This window comes from Tolypothrix tenuis PCC 7101 (assembly GCF_963874875.1).
Taxonomy (GTDB): Bacteria; Cyanobacteriota; Cyanobacteriia; order Cyanobacteriales; family Nostocaceae; genus Aulosira; species Aulosira tenue.
Genome location: NZ_CAWNJS010000001.1, coordinates 4,082,277 through 4,099,402, shown reverse-complemented (window position 1 = coordinate 4,099,402; position 17,126 = coordinate 4,082,277). Strand labels below are relative to the sequence as shown.

15 protein-coding genes and 1 pseudogene are annotated in these 17,126 nt (G+C 40.3%); 10 read left to right on the top strand and 6 right to left on the bottom strand.

Annotated elements, in window-relative coordinates; translation table 11 throughout:
• Positions 1 to 25: 25 nt before the first annotated feature.
• Positions 26 to 571 (bottom strand): RNA 2'-phosphotransferase, encoded by a 546-nt coding sequence (locus tag AACU25_RS16710; protein ID WP_096577440.1) that lies wholly within the window; start codon positions 569 to 571, stop codon positions 26 to 28.
• Positions 572 to 1,121: 550 nt separating this feature from the next.
• Here AACU25_RS16710 and AACU25_RS16705 point away from each other — a divergent pair.
• From AACU25_RS16705 to AACU25_RS16695, 3 genes are all read left to right on the top strand, one after another.
• A complete protein-coding gene (locus tag AACU25_RS16705) occupies positions 1,122 to 2,111 on the top strand; it encodes a HEAT repeat domain-containing protein (protein WP_190445793.1) in 990 nt (329 codons plus the stop codon).
• Between the two features lie 327 nt (positions 2,112 to 2,438).
• Complete coding sequence (locus AACU25_RS16700; RefSeq protein WP_096577436.1) at positions 2,439 to 2,819, top strand: ribosomal maturation YjgA family protein; 381 nt, start codon at positions 2,439 to 2,441, stop codon at positions 2,817 to 2,819.
• 208 nt (positions 2,820 to 3,027) lie between these two features.
• A complete protein-coding gene (locus AACU25_RS16695; protein ID WP_096577434.1) occupies positions 3,028 to 4,743 on the top strand; it encodes a WG repeat-containing protein in 1,716 nt (571 codons plus the stop codon).
• Between the two features lie 1,190 nt (positions 4,744 to 5,933).
• On the opposite strand, the gene AACU25_RS16690 is transcribed toward AACU25_RS16695, so the two are convergent.
• The 5 genes and pseudogenes from AACU25_RS16690 to AACU25_RS16670 all read right to left on the bottom strand — a co-directional run.
• On the bottom strand, positions 5,934 to 6,269 hold the full coding sequence (locus AACU25_RS16690; protein WP_190446035.1) for a hypothetical protein: 336 nt from the start codon (positions 6,267 to 6,269) through the stop codon (positions 5,934 to 5,936).
• Between the two features lie 1,272 nt (positions 6,270 to 7,541).
• Positions 7,542 to 7,988, bottom strand: a complete 447-nt coding sequence (locus AACU25_RS16685) for a DUF3598 family protein (RefSeq protein ID WP_096577432.1) — start codon at positions 7,986 to 7,988, stop codon at positions 7,542 to 7,544.
• 518 nt (positions 7,989 to 8,506) lie between these two features.
• The gene (locus AACU25_RS16680) at positions 8,507 to 9,925 is read right to left on the bottom strand and encodes an aldehyde dehydrogenase family protein (RefSeq protein ID WP_096577430.1); all 1,419 of its coding nucleotides are present in this window, start codon (positions 9,923 to 9,925) and stop codon (positions 8,507 to 8,509) included.
• 129 nt (positions 9,926 to 10,054) lie between these two features.
• Positions 10,055 to 11,098, bottom strand: a complete 1,044-nt coding sequence (locus tag AACU25_RS16675; protein WP_096577428.1) for a nitrilase-related carbon-nitrogen hydrolase — start codon at positions 11,096 to 11,098, stop codon at positions 10,055 to 10,057.
• A 21-nt stretch (positions 11,099 to 11,119) separates the two neighbouring features.
• Positions 11,120 to 11,347 (bottom strand): annotated as a pseudogene (locus AACU25_RS16670) (red chlorophyll catabolite reductase); the annotation flags it as partial.
• A 131-nt stretch (positions 11,348 to 11,478) separates the two neighbouring features.
• Here AACU25_RS16670 and AACU25_RS16665 point away from each other — a divergent pair.
• The 7 genes from AACU25_RS16665 (at position 11,479) to AACU25_RS16635 (ending at position 17,094) form a co-directional block, all read left to right on the top strand.
• Positions 11,479 to 11,817, top strand: a complete 339-nt coding sequence (locus AACU25_RS16665) for a type II toxin-antitoxin system HicB family antitoxin (RefSeq protein ID WP_096577426.1) — start codon at positions 11,479 to 11,481, stop codon at positions 11,815 to 11,817.
• Positions 11,818 to 11,847: 30 nt separating this feature from the next.
• On the top strand, positions 11,848 to 12,291 hold the full coding sequence (locus AACU25_RS16660) for a type II toxin-antitoxin system VapC family toxin (protein ID WP_096577424.1): 444 nt from the start codon (positions 11,848 to 11,850) through the stop codon (positions 12,289 to 12,291).
• A 169-nt stretch (positions 12,292 to 12,460) separates the two neighbouring features.
• Positions 12,461 to 13,360 (top strand): NmrA/HSCARG family protein, encoded by a 900-nt coding sequence (locus AACU25_RS16655; protein WP_096577422.1) that lies wholly within the window; start codon positions 12,461 to 12,463, stop codon positions 13,358 to 13,360.
• 533 nt (positions 13,361 to 13,893) lie between these two features.
• A complete protein-coding gene (sugE, locus tag AACU25_RS16650; RefSeq protein WP_096577418.1) occupies positions 13,894 to 14,208 on the top strand; it encodes a quaternary ammonium compound efflux SMR transporter SugE in 315 nt (104 codons plus the stop codon).
• 210 nt (positions 14,209 to 14,418) lie between these two features.
• Positions 14,419 to 14,895: a DUF2656 domain-containing protein gene (locus AACU25_RS16645; RefSeq protein WP_321206896.1), complete on the top strand. Its 477-nt coding sequence runs from the start codon at positions 14,419 to 14,421 to the stop codon at positions 14,893 to 14,895.
• A gap of 196 nt (positions 14,896 to 15,091) precedes the next feature.
• On the top strand, positions 15,092 to 15,796 hold the full coding sequence (locus tag AACU25_RS16640; RefSeq protein ID WP_096577416.1) for an ankyrin repeat domain-containing protein: 705 nt from the start codon (positions 15,092 to 15,094) through the stop codon (positions 15,794 to 15,796).
• 437 nt (positions 15,797 to 16,233) lie between these two features.
• Positions 16,234 to 17,094, top strand: coding sequence for a phycobilisome linker polypeptide (locus tag AACU25_RS16635; protein ID WP_096577412.1), 861 nt, complete (start codon positions 16,234 to 16,236; stop codon positions 17,092 to 17,094).
• The last annotated feature ends 32 nt before the right edge of the window (positions 17,095 to 17,126 follow it).

The following is a 17,126-nucleotide window of genomic DNA, read 5'->3' as shown; positions in this document are numbered from 1 at the left end:
TAAATTAACTGTTATTACTAAAAATTTAAATTATTTGTAAATACTCAGGTGGGACATTATCTACTAACCAAACACCGTTATCAGAACAGTAGAAGATATAGCCAGCCTGATGCATCGCAGCCGCATTAACAGCAAAAACTATCGGCTTTCCATGTCTTGCACCCACATTCTTAGCTGTAGCAATATCTTTTGATAAATGCACATGATGACGAGACATTTTACTGAGTCCCGTTTGTAAAATTGATTCTACAGATTGTTTCGCTGTACCGTGATAAAGTACATCTGGAGGTACGACAGGTTCTAATTGCAAATCAACTTCTACACTATGCCCTTGGTTAGCACGAATTAGCGTACCTGTGGAGTCAAAAGAAAAGCGTTGTTTATCGTTGCTTTCTACTACTAGCTGTAATTCTTGGCGAGTGATAGGAAACTTGTTTTTCGCGCAAGCAGTTAGTAGTTGATTAATCTCAACCCAGCCACCAGAGGCAAGTTTTATGCCAATATCTGCGGGTTTATGCCGCAGATGTTTGCTAAGGAACTTGCTGATTTTTAGCAAGCGAGAATCGTTCATTTGATTGTAATTACAATACTATACTACAAAGATATATTTATTGTAATACACAAAATACTTAGCGTCAATTTATAGTGTATTGCAGGTTAATAGAGTAGATTGTTTCTAAAAATTAACCATAAAGTAGGCAATACACCTTTGCGGCTCAAAGGCTGATACTTACTAAACAAACGAGCAGGTTAGTAAATGCTCCTAACTAGCATTGATGCGTGTAATTTATGTACAAAAAGAGTATCAAAAAAATCTCTAATTAATTTGACTTCAATCTGGCAAATTTGTTTTCCGAAAAAATGCAGCTAGATGTTGTAGTGACATTAATCTATTCCCTATGGAAAAACTTCAGTTATCGACTGTGACAGGGTTTAAATATCTTAACTATGTAACCGAGATACCAACAAAATAATCTTATGAAACAACATATAATTGCAACTAGTACAAGTCGGCGTAAATAAACCACCCATTCCAAATCAATGAAACGCCTATGCTGTATTCATTTTGAATTTTGAATTTTGAATTTTGAATTCCGCCTTGCGGTACTAGCCTGTTGGTTTTGACTCTGAGCGCTTGCAATCTAGACTCTGTAAAGGATTCTAAAGTTCAGCGTCTAGCAGATGAAAAAAATGTCAAAGAACTGATAGCTGGTTATATCCAAAAGCCGCCAACTTTCGGCACAGATCAAGCAGCCGAAGCATTAGGAAATTTAGGAGATAAGCAAGCTGTCGAACCTTTAATTGCTGTGCTGAATACTCCAGTGAAAGCATCAGCATCTTCTGCAGAAATTAAAACACATGCAGCAGCTGCGATCGCACTGGGAAAACTTAAAGATACCCGTGCTGTTAAGCCTTTAGTTGCCAATGTCAACCATCCTAGTTCCCGCATTGCGATCGCTGCTAAAACTGGGCTGAAAGATATCGCCGCCACAAATCCCAAGATTGTCGATCAAGTGCTACCTGGCTTTAAAAAGGACGATCCTGCATCTGTAATTGCTATGGGTGCGATCGGTAAACCTGCGCTAGAACCAATGCTAGCAGCACTAAAAGAACCCGACGCGAGGATGAGGACGAATGCGGCTAGCGTTTTGGCAGATATTGGCGATCCGAAAGCAATTGAACCATTAACCAAAAATTTAACTGATTGGGCATCTAGCCCAATGGTTGGTGTAGCTTTAGAAAAGCTTAACTGGCAAGCAGTATCAGATGCAGATAAAGTGCATTTATTAATCGCTAAAAGTAAAGGAGAAGAATTACGTAATAATTGGGAGATGACAAAAGGCGTTTTGCTCAAAGATTTAGATTCAAAAGACCCCCGGACTTTATCTTATGCCCTATATTCTTTTATTAGTATTGGTGGCAAAGATACGACAGAAACTTTGGTTAAAGTCTTGAAGGAAGACGGCAATAAAAATTTAGCTCTTGCCTATCTTAATTGTGGCGAACCAACATTAGAAAAAGCTGCTCAAGATTGGGCGACTTCTAAAGGATATCGAGTAGTTAAGACTGCCAAAAAAGACCAGCAAACAGTCAAATGGGGTTCATTTTAGCGCTTTTATTGTGATTTGACTTTTATTTTGATACAAATAGGCTGGTAAGGGCGGGGACAATGCCCATTGGTGTCAACTTAACGTGAAACCCGCTTAGTTGCAAGGTTTCGCCCTCACCCCCAGCCCCTCTCCCTCAGGGAGAGGGGAGCAAGAGATTCAATTCCCCTTCTCCCTGAGGGAGAAGGGGTTAGGGGATGAGGGCGCGAGGTTTTTGTACAACTCGCGCTGTACCGTGCCCCTACAAAGAATTGATTTATCGCCAACATTTTTTGAATTGGTATAAGCATAAAATTAAACAATACTACAGATTTACTTTTTACTACTCAGATGCTTAAATTCGATAAAAAATATTTATATCTAACGCTCTTACTATTTGTAATAGAGGTGTGTATTGCTGTTTTCTTTAATGACAGTTTTATACGTCCTTTTGTCGGTGATGTTTTAGTAGTTATATTAATTTATTGCTTTGTGAAAAGTTTTTGGCAGATAAAACCAGGAATTTTAGCTTTATCTGTTTTTGTATTTGCTTGTGTTATCGAAATTCTGCAATATTTTAATTTTGTCAAGGTTTTAGGATTAGAAAACTATAAGGTTGCGGTTGTAGTATTGGGCAGTTCATTTGATTGGAAGGATATAATTGCTTATGCCATAGGTAGCGCCACAGTATTGTGGTTAGAAAGTATTATAAACAAAAGGCTGAAAAGCTAATATTTTTAGATATTATTTAATTGGTAATAAAATTTCATTCAATTGAGATGCGTTACGGCTCACGCCTAACGCATCCTACTTTAATTCGTTGACTATTGACAACAGTTAATATATTTCCTTTAATGCAGAATAGTTTGTTTTGTGATTTTACTTCACAGATAAGGGTAAACCAGGAATGTCATTTATATTAGCTATTACAAAATACTAGATGAATACCAGCTTAAAATTAATTGCCAACACTTCACTGATTGTTACATTATTAGGTCATATATTCATATCTAAAGCTGCAGCATTTTCTGATATTAAAAATCAAATAGCCAAAGATTGTATTACCCAACTAGCGGAACGCAATGTAATTAGAGGATATGCGGATCAAACATTCCGCCCCCAGTCAACTATTAATCGGGCTGAGTTTGCGGTTTTATTATTAAATGCTTTTCCTAATAGCGAAGTCAAACACCCAGGAATGCAATTTAAAGATGTTCCCAATAGTCACTGGGCATATAAAGCCATTCAAGCTGCTTATCAACGGGGATTTTTTAGCGGATATCCAGACCGTACTTTTAGACCATCTCAAGCTATCCCCAGAGTACAGGCGATCGCAATTCTGAGCAACCATCTCAATTTCAGTACTCCAGATAATCCAGAAACCATACTCAAACAGCATTTTAATGATGAAGCACAGATTCCAGATTATGCAAGAAAATCCCTAGCTGCAGGTACAATTGGGCGGATAGTAGTTAACTACCCCAATATTAAACAACTACAACCGAATAAAGGTGCTACTAGAGGTGAAGCAGCAGCAATTATCTGTCAATCTTTAAACTTAGCCAGAACTATACCTTTAGAATACATTGCTGGTGGTAAAGCACCATTTACAATTCCGCCAGAAATGGGAGGATTTACTAATTTTTCTGAAGGGTTAGCGGGTGCAGAAGTTAATAGAAAGTATGGATTTATTAATAAAACAGGTGAATTAGTGATAGCTGCTAAATTTGATGGAATTCAGAAATTTTCTTCTGGATTAGCACCTGTGAAAATTGGGGATAAATGGGGTTATATCGACAAAATAGGTAACTTAGTTATCCCAGCACAATTTATCCAACAACCAGCAGATTTTATTGAGGAAGTCGCACAAGTTCAGGTAGAAGATAAAATAGGATTTATTGATAAAACTGGTAAGCTTTTATTCACAGTTACCTATCCTGGTGCTAACTCATTACAAGTGAATAATTTTTCCGATGGGCTGGCGGCGGTGCGAATTGACTCAGAAAGAACAGGATTTATTGATAAAACTGGTAAATTTGTGATTGAACCACAACCTTATAATATTGCAGATTTTGCTTCTGGGTTGGCAGCTATTAAGGTAAATAATAAATATGGCTATATAGATAAAACTGGTAAAGTGGTAATTTCCCCTCAATTTAATAACGCCAAGCCATTTACTGAAGGATTAGCAGCAGTAGATTTTAGTGCAAATGGGATTTCTAATTGGGGTTATATTGACTCTACTGGTAAAACAATAATTGCACCGCAATTTTATGATGCTAAGAATTTTTCTGAGGGGTTGGCGTGCATATATTCAGAACAAGGTTTTGGTTTTATAGATAAAACAGGGAAATTGGTCATTTCGAGTAGTCAATTAGCCTCTAATGCGGGTAACTTTATCTCAGAATTAGGCTCATTTTCATCAGGGTTAGCGTTGGTGAAAATTGGCAATAAATTTGGCTATATAGATAAAAATGGCAAGTCAATTATCAAGGTAGAACTGCCTAATGCTTTGAGTTTTCAGGATGGTATGGCTATGGTAAATGTAGCTGGCACATGGATAAAAAATATTGGCTTTGATAGTTCTAATATTCCTGTTATTGACTACACTTTTGACGGGGGAAAATGGGGTTATATCCGTTCGCCATTGAATTGAAAGTGCTGAGTTCTGATACCATTTTGAAAAAATAATGCCACAGATGAGTAGGGAACATACACCATTGGTATCAACGTAACGTGAAAACCGCTTTGTGCAAAGGTTTTGCCCTCACCCCCAGCCCCTCTCCCTGAGGGAGAGGGGAGCAAGAGATTCAATTCCCCTTCTCCCTGAGGGAGAAGGGGTTAGGGGATGAGGGTGCGAGGTATTTGTACAACACCTGCCGTATATAGCTTTTAGCTGAAGTTTACACCAATGGGCATCCACAATCTTTTGGTATATTCAATTATCTTACTTGTGCCGTGCCCTTACATGGAATTTATTTGTCGCAAACAGTATTTGAATTAGTATGAGTTTTTAATTAGGGACTTCCAAAAATAAAATTGAGATGAACCGCTATCTGATATATGTTGCGCTCAAGATGGTTGCAGCACAGGGGTTATAGGGTATCATGAGTGATATTACTCAACGATATGTTGTAAATTTTAGAATTTAGCCCGTATATTTCTGGAAAAGCCATTGTACAATTTGTAGTCATAGGGCAAGTATCACTGGATGCTCCCGTTACCTCAAGAGGGTTAAATGATTAATCGCTTTGTGAATCTCGTTTTTATTGATTCCTTTGCCATCGCAATTAACGTGACACTTGGTACATTACTTCGCACTAAAATCTGTAACTATTCATGGGATGGAGTTGTAGATAATGATTTGTCAACGTTAGAAAGTAGCAACAGTTCTTGTAATGACTCCTCATCGGTAAATTAATGACAAATTCACTACTCTAACAAAATGTATAAAAATCCGATTTGATTTTTGAAAAAATCTCAGCTTTGGCACGGATGCGTTAGTAACGCATCCTACGTTAACTGATGCGTTAGCGATAGCGTAACGCATCCTACGTGAACTTTAAATGATATTTGCGGTAGATAAATGATTCTTGAGGGTACAGCAGTGCTGTGCCCCTTTTTTTATAATCGCCTAGAATTTTTAGCTAAATTTTCATCATCTTGCGGGGAAATGCGATCGCAAAGTCATACTAATTCAAATAATGTTTGCGACAGATAAATTCTTTGTAAGGGCACGGCATCCTCAATCTTTTGGCATATCAAATATCTTACTGGTGCCGTGCCCCTACTCATCTGTCGCGTTCTTTTTTCAAAATGGTATCAGCCTTGCAAGCGGAAACGTTGCTACTCAAGTGTTTTCATTCTCTTTAGGGTGATGCGATCGCATTCCCTCACCCAGAATTGTTGATGACTGGTGAGGCGATCGCACTTGAACACCGTATTTGCAAAAATTAGAGCTTTGTTTAACAAGGCGAAGACTTTCTTTAACAAAGTGAAGACTTTCTTTAACAAAGTGAAGACTTTCTTTAACAAGGCGAAGACTTTCTTTAACAAAGTGAAGACTTTCTTTAACAAAGTGAAGACTTTCTTTAACAAGGCGAAGACTTTCTTTAACAAAGTGAAGACTTTCTTTAACAAGGCGAAGACTTTCTTTAACAAAGTGAAGACTTTCTTTAACAAGGCGAAGACTTTCTTTGACAGATGGTGTTTATCCTTTCAATCTCCTTATGGGGTAATAGGTTGTGGAAACATCGCTGAGATTTTGGGAATGAGTAATAGTTTTATGTTTCAATCCCCTTGCGGGGGAATAAGTTGTGGAAACATATCGTAAGCCATACGTTAATCGTCACACATTCGCGTTTCAATCCCCTTGCGGGGTAATAGGTTGTGGAAACAATGTTAACTTCAATTATCGATTTCGGCGCAGTAGCTGTTTCAATCCCCTTGCGGGGGAATAGGTTGTGGAAACCCAGAATGGAAACGTTCTGGTTTCTTTGTATGAAGATGGGTTTCAATCCCCTTGCGGGGGAATAAGTTGTGGAAACTCAAGGATGAATGGTTCTACACTAGTAGATTTCTTGTTTCAATCCCCTTATGGGGGAATAAGTTGTGGAAACGATCCGATTATTGCAAAGCTAATGGAGTTAGCATCAGAGTTTCAATCCCCTTGTGGGGGAATAAGTTGTGGAAACCTAATGCAGAAGTAATATTTAGTGTTCCAGAAGGAGGTTTCAATCCCCTTGCGGGGGAATAGGTTGTGGAAACAGATGCTTTGTAAATTATAAAGTGTCAGAGAAAAGAGTTTCAATCCCCTTGCGGGGGAATAGGTTGTGGAAACAGCTCGGTATTGAAACCTAACCAGAGCAAGCTTCCTGGAAAGCATTTTGGCAGATCGAAAATTTTAATCATTTTCAGCCCACCTTATTGAAACTAATTTGCAACTTTTTTGATTGCTAAAACGCTGTAATTATTCACTTGTCAAGGTTCTGGCGATTTTGGCATATCCCCCAGGGTTTTCGCCCTCACTTCGACTTGCCAAACATCAAGCTGTTAAATTCATCATAATGATAAAACCACTTACAAATCTTGTCTAGCTTTTAGTCCCAATAAATTAGACTTCTTGCACGAATACAAAACTCATACCAAATCAAATAATGTTTGCGACACATCAATAATATTCTAGAGGTCACGGCAGTGCCCATTGGTGTTAACTTAAGCTAAAAGCTATATAGGGCAGGCGTTGTACAAATCCTTCGCGCCCTCATCCCCTAACCCCTTCTCCCGCAGGAGAAGGGGAACTAAATCTCTTACTCCCCTCTCCTGGTGGGAGAGGGGCTGGGGGTGAGGGCAAAACCTTGCAACCAAGAGGGTTTCACGTTAAGTTGACACCAATAGACTAGGCAAGGGTACAGGGAGAAATTACTATTACCCAATCCCCATTCCCCATTCCCCTTAACGCAACCTTTCCTCTTGTATCAAAGTCCGTTGGTAAATTTGATGATTTTTAAACCAATGCCAGGTACGGGCACGATAGTTGTTATCGGGGCTAATTTGAATCATTTCATATAAATTCATGTCTGGGGCTGTTTTATAAGCAAACCACAAAATTACTGTGGAATCATCTATTTCCCAGGCTTTGCCTAAAATGCGCTCGGTATCAAAAAACAGGGTTTTATCTTTATAAGTGCCAGGAAATTGATGTTCTTCTTGCTTGCCGTTAGCCCATTTATAGCGATTAATTTGGTAGTAAGGATAGGTGGAATCTTCTGGAAACTGGCAGCTGAGGTGAGATTCATGCTTATCGAGAATATTCCCCGCATTATCTACTATTGTATACGTGCCTACCCAATCTCCTTCGTGACGGACAAGCACGGGCATTCCTTCTCGGATTGTAGACATACAAAGCTCCTTGAAATTAGCTGCTAGGAATCATATTGTGTTCGGTTAAAAACTTATAATGAAGACCGCAGGGGCAGGGGAAAAGAGAGTTACCCCAATACTGCTCGGTTAAGGATTTTCAACTCTTAATTTTGTTTGGGGAAAAGGTGAAAGGGTAAGGGTTAAAGGTTTTTTCTTACCCCTTTTCCCCTTCCCCTTTTGCTCTTAACCGACAAGTATTGAGAGTTACCCTATTTTCAATCATTAGTGTCAACTTAAGCTAAAAGCTATATAGGGTGGGCGTTGTACAAATACATCGCGCCCTCATCCCCTAACCCCTTCTCCCCCGGGAGAAGGGGAACTCAATCTCTTGCTCCCCTCTCCCTGTGGGAGAGGGGCTGGGGGTGAGGGCGAAACCTTGCAATTCACGTTAAGTTGATACCACTGTTTTCGCATAGATGCCTGCATCATAATTAATTAACCGGACTTGATATCACTTATCAGGTTTGAATGTTAAATTACCACATTTGAATTTTTTCTTAACTATTCTCGAACCACCAAGGGTCATTTGCAGAATTGGTTTTGATTAAAAAGGCTTTTTTCCTCATAAATCTTTTTAAACCTGCTGCACCCATGCGTGAGCCACCTAAACCAGATAATTTGAAAGAATTTTTTTCTCCTTCGTACATGATTGAGGTCAGGCCTGCATCATTAATACTAATAGCGCCTGCATCAATTCGCTGGGCAACTTCTATGGCTAATTCTTCTGGTTGTGCAAATACAGCCGCACTTAATCCATATATAGAGTCATTGGCTAATTCAATTGCTTCCTCAATGTTAGAAAATGGCATTACAGGCATAATGGGGCCAAAGGTTTCTTCAGTCATCACTTTCATGGAATGATTCACCCGAGTTAACACTGTAGGGCGACACCACCAGCCCCCGCCCAATTCTTCAACTTTACCACCACAGTGAATTACAGCACCTTTTTCGATTGCATCTAAAAGATGATCGCTAATTGCTGCTGCTTGTTTTTCGGAAATAATCGGCCCGATTTCTCCACTTTCTAATGTGGGATGAGCTAATTTTACTTTTTGGGCTTTAGCTACTAACTGGGCGACAAATTTCTCAAATATAGATTCGGCAACGTAAATGCGCTCAAGGGAAAGGCAAGACTGTCCGGTATTAACAACTGAACCCCATAAAATTGCTGAAGTTGCTAAATCTAAATTAGCCGATCCTAAAACAATTGCCGGGTCTTTTCCCCCTAATTCTAATAAAGCCGGAATAAACTTTTTGGCTGCAAGTTCGCCAATTTTGCGTCCTGTATTGGTACTACCTGTAAAGCAGATTAAATCGACATGATCAATTAAAGCTGTTCCTGTTTCCCCAGATCCTTCTACAAAAGTAAACACATCGCGCAATTGTGGCACAGCATTAATGGTTGATATTAATGGCGCGACAAAGCGGGGAGCATTTTTACTAGGTTTGACGACAACAGCACAACCTGCTAGCAATGCAGGAATAGCATCAATCGTAGACAGCAATAATGGCAAATTCCAGGGGCTGATTATCCCTACAAGGGGATAAGGAACAGATGTTTGTTGCAGAGCGATAAACGGGATCGATGTATTTTTAGCAGTTTCCTGTAATAGTTCTGGTGCTAACCGACACCAACGGTCAATATTAGAAATAAACGAGTCAATTTCTAATTCCGAGACAGATAATCTTCCTGTATCATTCACCAAAGCCTCAGTCAAGCGATCGCGTCCTGCTAATATCGCTTGTTTCCATTCCTGTAAGGCTTCTACTCTCCCTTCAATACCTATCTGTTGCCAACGAACTTGCGATCGCCGCAACCGATTACACAACTGCGCCAGCAACTTCGGCGGCGGCGGTATAATCACATAATCAAATTTTCCCGTCCGAGGATTACGAACATCTATTGATTTGGTCATTTGTTATTTGTTATTTGTCATTTGTCATTTGGTAATGGGTAATTGGTAATGGGTAATTGGTAATTGGAATTAACAATTTCCCCCTGCTCCCTGCCCCCTGCCCCTCTGCCTTCCCAAGTCCCCAATCCCTCAAATCACCCCTAATTCAGCTAGCCGCGCTATGGTTGCTTGCTGGGTTTGCAGAAAGTGTTTGCGGTCTACTTCTGTTTCCAGCATAGTGTTTGGTGGGTAAAATTGTGACTGCAGATAACTCTGGGCGTAGAGTTCAAATCGCTGGCGGGAAAGTAAATTATTTAACCCTGGTCTGCGGCGATCGCGGCGTAATGCTGCTAGGTCTATCTCTGCAAATGCTGCCATGCTTTCGCCTGTGGTTGTCTCTGCTAATACTATGCCGCGATGATCGATAATTTTGGAACCGCCATCAACAGAAGCAAAGGGGATGGGGCTATTAGCGGTACCTGCGGTATTAGCAGATACTACGTAAGCTTGATTTTCTACGGCACGGGTAATTTTAGCTGCGTCTTTGGGTGTGAGTGCTTTGCTATAAACTTCGGATGTGGAGTGGAGAAAAATTTCTGCGCCGCGCATTGCTAAACATCGCGCTACTTCTGGATACAATATTTCTTCTGATGCTAAAGCGGCTAAATTGCCGATCGCAGTTTTGGCGACGGGGAAAACGCCTTCTAATCCGTAGCAATCGAGATATTTATCCCAAACATCATGGGGAGTCGGCGCAAACATCGAATTTAACCGCCGATAACGCAATACAATTGTGCCCGAAGGGTCAATGACAAAGCAGGTTTGAAAGTATAACCCGGGAAAATTGGGGTCGATTTCGTAGGCGTTACCAGCTAAAAATATCCGATGCTTTTGAGCAATTTTACCCAGAGATTCATACTCAGCACCGTTCATTTCCAAACAGGCTTTTTCTGACCACACTGCCAAAGATTCACCCAAAGGGAAACCTGTGAGAAAATATTCAGGTAAAACAATTAACCGACAGTCAAAACCGATAAAAGCAATACTCGCAGCAATTTGTTGTGCCAAGCGGTTAATAGTAGCTTGCATTAAAGCACGAGCTTCAGTGCGATCGCTTGCTTGATTAACTGCATGGCAAGTAACTTGCAGTGCCAAAGCTCGGTATGAGTTTATATTATCAGTGTGGGCTGTCATGCTGATTATGGGGTGGAAATTTTAACTACCACCTTTAAGAATACGATCAGCACCCCAGAGCGATCGCACAAGTTTATCTGTTAATTCTTCACCAAACATCTGCACAGCGATTTGGTTATCTGGATCGCGTTCTGCACTGCTACGACGCAGCCATAAATCCCGATTGGCTAAGGCTTCGCGTGCATTTTCTGGTACAGGTTCAGCTTCTTCAACCCAGACTAGCCACCGATCCAACATTTCATGAGCGATCGCAACAAGCATCTTTGTTGTAATCTGACATGAAAGCATTGCTGTAGCTGCCATTTTCGCTCAATGATTTTGAGCAAAATTAGGAAGCCAGATAGTTTATCATGAAAACATATCGATGTAAGTAAAAAGATATGGTTAGTTTTAACTCTTTGATCAATGCTTCATATGATAGCTATAATGCGCTAATTGAAAAAAATCAAGATGGTACATTTAGCGCCACCCTCATAGGCTTATCAGATTGTAAAAGTATAGGTCAAACGGAAAAAGAAGCTGTAGAAAATTTACAAGATATGTTACAAGCGCGTTTGAGTAATTCAAAACTTGTTACTCTACAAATACAATCTCTTAAAACTGAAAATCCTTGGATAAAAGTAGCAGGAATGTATAAAGATAATCCTCTTTTTGATGAAGTGTTAGCTGAAATAGAAGCCGAACGCCACATAATTAGCGCAGAACAGGAAAAAGATTAGAATCAAATTAATATATAGGATTTAACTCAAGTGACATTTGTATGGGTGCTAGATACAGACCATTTATCACTTCTCCAAAGGGGACATCCACTTCTACAACAGCGGATTAATCAAATAAATCCTGAAAATCTAGCCATTACAGTTGTCACACTAGAAGAGCAAATGAAAGGATGGCTAAATGTCATTAATAAATATAATGATAAATCTCCACAATCGGAAAATTTAATTATGGCTTACAAAGGGTTAAGGGATTGTATTGAATACCTTAACAAGCTCAGAGTTTTAGATTTTGATCAATCTGCTTACAATTATTATCGAGAATTAATTAACCACAAAGTTCGGATCGGCACAAGAGATTTACGTATTGCAGCTATCGCATTATCTATAAACGGTATTTTAGTTACACGCAATAGTAAAGATTTTGCCAAAGCTCCTAATTTACAGATAGAAGATTGGACAATTATTACATCCTGAGCTTGAAATAAAATTTCCTAACGCCGTTTTTTGAAATCTATCTGCTCTATTAATATCTACCATTATGCGTACAGCAAGTACTGACTCAAGATTGAACACCAAATCTTGAATATTTGCTACAACTTCTATATCAGGCATATTTTTAAATTACTAAACTCTAGGTAAAAAAATGTCCGATAAAATATTGTTCATCGGCGTTACTGGTGGAACTGGTGGAAATGTTGTCAAAGGCTTTCTGGAACAGGGTATAACAAACCTGCGTGCCATTACTAGGAAAATTGACCTGAACCGTCCTTCTCTAGCAAAATTGAATAATGCGGGAGTTGAGTTAGTAGAAGCTAACTTAGATAATGTAGATTCCCTTACCGCAGCCTTTACAGGAGTTGCTGCTGTTTACTGTCACGCCACATCTGGAGATAGTAGCAAAGCCGATCCTCAAGAAGTTGAAAGAGCAAAGCAAGTTGCACAAGCCGCAAAACAAGCTAATATCCAACATTTTGTCTACAACTCTGCAGGTGGGGCGGAAAGAAATTCTGGTATTCCCCATATCGAGCAAAAGTATCAAGTCGAGCAAATTCTCAAAGCTGCTGGTTTACCCACAACCATGTTGCGGGCTTGCTTATTTATGGAAGAGTTTTGGAAAAAATACACCCGTCCTTCTATCCTCAAGGGAACTTTCCCATTTTCCATTCAGCCTGACAAACCGCTACATTTAATTACTACTAAAGATATGGGGCGTGTAGCAGCTTATGTAATTCAACATCCTGCTCAATATATTGGGCGAGAAATTGAGTTAGCTGGTGATGTGCTAACACCTAAACAAATGGCTGAGGCTTTCTCGCAAGCGCAGGGAATAAAAGTTATCCATAAAGAAACACCCGCTTGGATTTTCTTGTTACTTTGGCAAAAAGAACTATTCAATTTAATTCAGTGGTATCGCCATCAAGGTTATCAAGCTGATGTTCAGCAATTAAGGCAAGAATTTCCCGGACTTTTGACTACATTTAGCGAATTTTTAGCAGAAACTCATTGGAACAATCCAGAGCTTACCTATGAAAGTTTATGGTAATGTAAACCACTAATTCCATAGCCAAAGTTTAAATAATACCAATTAAAATTATATTCGCAACACAATAATTATCTGTAGGGGCACGGCACCAGTACGATTATTGTATATACCAGAAGATTGTGGATGCCGTGCCCTTACGATACCGTGCTATTCCCTATTATCTTAAATGGATTACTAGTTACTCAACAAAAAACAGAACAATATTTTTGGAGGGGGTTTGGGGGACGCAACCGTCACCCAATCGGGGGTTTGGGGGAGAATCCCCCAAATGATCTGGCTTCTTTCATAAGTAACAAATCAATCGCTAATGAGCTTCACTGAACTGTATTGCTATATATGATAAATCCTTTGAGATGATAATTACGAGTCGGGGTTACTTTAGTCTTGATTGGCTAAAAAATAGCTGCTAAAAACTTGAGTTTAGGATAACAGAAAATATTCTTCCTTATGAAAGACAGGCTGATTACCTCTTCCCTGTAATAATTCAAGCAGAATAAAATTGTGTCTCATTTGGGTGGGTAAGGGAAAAAACAATGGCTTGGATTTACCTTCTGATTGCTGGTTTGCTAGAGATGGGATGGGCAATCGGTCTGAAGTATACACAAGGATTTACCAAGCTAGCTCCTAGCGTCGTTACTGTTGCTTGTATGATACTGAGTTTTTTGTTGCTATCAAAAGCACTCCGTACTTTACCAGTGGGTACCGCTTATGCAATTTGGACAGGTATCGGAGCAGTAGGTACGGCTTTGCTGGGTGTAGTTTTGTTTGGAGAACCTGCTGAGATGAAGCGCTTTTTTTGTATTGGCTTAATTGTTGCAGGTTTGTTGGGCTTGAGGCTTGTTTCTTAACGGTGCAAATTTGAGGTTTTGGGTTCAGCGCTGATTTAGTTAATAAACTTAACGAATCCTCTTTAGGTGATTAATTCTACTATGGTTAGAAAATAGCAATGGCTTGAGTGTTCTACAAAGTTCTCCATAGCAAAATGTAATACCCATCCTCAAAACTAGCTACTAAGTCTCAAGCCACTGAAACCCTAGCTGTAATTATGCTGAATCCAAATGTTGAATCAATTTCAAGGGCGAATGCTGCTCTCTCATAACTTTGATGTTATTCCTGACACAGTACCAGCCCTCAGTCGGGAAGAATTTGCTGAAGTATTTAAATCGAGCTTGAGTGTCTATGAACAACTACAATGCAGGTTGGTGAATCATCCTCATTGGACTGTAGAAATTTTATTCCCTACCGATGAATTTTCGCCGCAGCAAGTTGGTGAACTCTGCGCTAAGGCTCTAGCAGAAAAACGGCGATCGCATCAATTAAGTGCAGACAATAACCCAGAAATTTTGGTTTTAGGTGGTATAAAAACCACTCCTCCCACTAGCGATTCTCCTGATGCCCTGCAACCAGGAAACTGGGGTGTAGATGTAGTAGAAACTCCCTCTGGTGAGGCATTTTTGCAGAAAATAGCTTGGGATAGTACTATTGCTCAGAAACCTGCAGACAGTGTATTCAAAGTTGAAATAAAGACAGCTTGAGAAAATAATCGTAATTCGTAATTAAAATTAGTACAAACAACCTACCGAGCAAAGATAGCAAAGATTTAGTAGTGCTTCTTGAACTGCACAATCAGGTAACGTTGTAACTACGTAGACGCTACGCGTCTACTCTGCGGGTACTCCTTCGGAGAACTCGCAGGGTATTAAGAATTATCAATTACGAATTACTTAAACAATGGCTTCTCTCAACGAAGATTTGATCCGCGCGATCGTTAAAGGTGACACTACTGCTGTCAAAAGCTTACTAGCCCAGGGCGCAGACGCTAATACTACCGGGGGTGTTACAGCCTTGGGAGCCAGTAATACAGCATTGATGTGGGCTGCTACAGAGGGTTATTTTGATATCGTGGAATTACTGCTAGCTCATAATGCTGATGTGAATGTGAAAAATCCCGCAGGTTACACAGCTTTAATGTTCGCTGCAGAAAGCGATCGCTCGCAAATTGTTTCCTTGCTGCTCGATAGTGGTGCTGATATAGGCGATCGCAATTCCTACGAAGAGACTGTGCTAATGACAATGGCGCGGCGTGGTCAAACAGATATTGTGCAACGTCTAGTGACGATGGGTGCTGAGATAAATGCCATCAATAAAATTGGTGACACAGCATTATACTTAGCAGCCGATAATGGGCATACCTATACAGTCAAAGCATTGATTGAACTGGGTGCTGAGGTCAATACTGCCAACATCGGTGGTTGGACTCCTCTGATGATGGCAGCAGCCAGAGGCGATTTAGAAACTATGACGATTTTATTAGCACATGGCGCAGACTTCCGCCCCAAGAATCGCTGGAGTGCGACAGCATTGAGTGAAGCCCGTAATTCATTTAGATCTGCTCAAGCCGTAGATTTATTAATCAAAGCAGGGGCGACAGAGTGAAGTGGGGATTGGGGATTGGGGATTGGGGATTAGGGACTGGGGACTGGGGATTGGGGACTGGGGACTGGGGACTAGGGGAAATAACCATTACCAATTACCAATTACCAATTACCAATTACCCAATGCCCAATGCCCCATGCCCCATGCCCAATACAAATCGTTTGTGCAAACTGAGTGCAAAATCCTCTCATTTCATCAAGATTTACAAATCTTGATGTACATCTTTCCGCGCTCATAAGAAAATGATCATAACAAAGCGTATAAAACGCCTAAAACCTTGAGCATCTAGGAAATCACAGCTTTCATGCTTATGGAAGCTGATAATTTGGGTTGTCATAAATCAATCCAGAGAATTGATGAGCCTGGGTGAGCAATCTGAAATTTATTTACAAATCGAAACACTTTTCTTAAACTTTCGTTAACAGGAGAAACAATTAATGCCATTTGGACCAGCTTCACGCTTGGGAGTCAGCCTATTTGATGAAACTCCTCCCGTTGAGTGGGTACCAGGTCGCTCACAAGAAGAAGCAGAAACAATCATTCGGGCAGTCTATCGGCAAGTATTAGGTAATGCCTATGTGATGGAAAGTGAGCGGCTTGCTGTGCCTGAATCCCAGTTTAAGCGGGGTGAGTTGAGCGTCCGCGAGTTTGTCAGAGCAGTGGCTAAATCTGAACTATATCGTTCTCGCTTTTTCACCAGTTGTGCGCGCTACCGAGCCATTGAACTCAACTTCCGCCATCTATTGGGTCGTCCACCACTAGATTTGGAAGAAATGCGCTCCCACAGCACAATCCTTGATACTCAAGGGTTTGAAGCTGAGATTGATTCTTATATCGATAGTGATGAGTATCAATCTACTTTTGGTGAGAACATTGTGCCTTACATCCGAGGCTATAAAACCGAAGCGCTTCAGAGCATGGTGCAATTTACTCATACTTTCCAACTGGTACGAGGTGCTTCTAGCAGCAGCCTAAAGGGTGACTTATCTGGCAAGGCTCCTAAGCTAAATGCATTAGTGATTCAAAGCACACCAACAGCAGTAATTTCACCTGCTAGCGCTGGAGCAACCTTCTCTACACCACCTACTGGTGCGCGTACCCGTCTTGGAGTCGATGCTAGTGCTGGTGGCAAAGTTTACCGCATTGAAGTTACAGGTTATCGTGCCAAAACCTTCAATAATATTTCCAAGTTTCGCCGTTCTAACCAAGTCTTTCTGGTGCCCTACGAAAAGCTCTCTCAAGAGTATCAACGGATTCACCAGCAAGGCGGCGTGATCGCAAGTATCACTCCTGTATAAATTAGGTGCAAACTTAAAAAATTGAGGAGCAG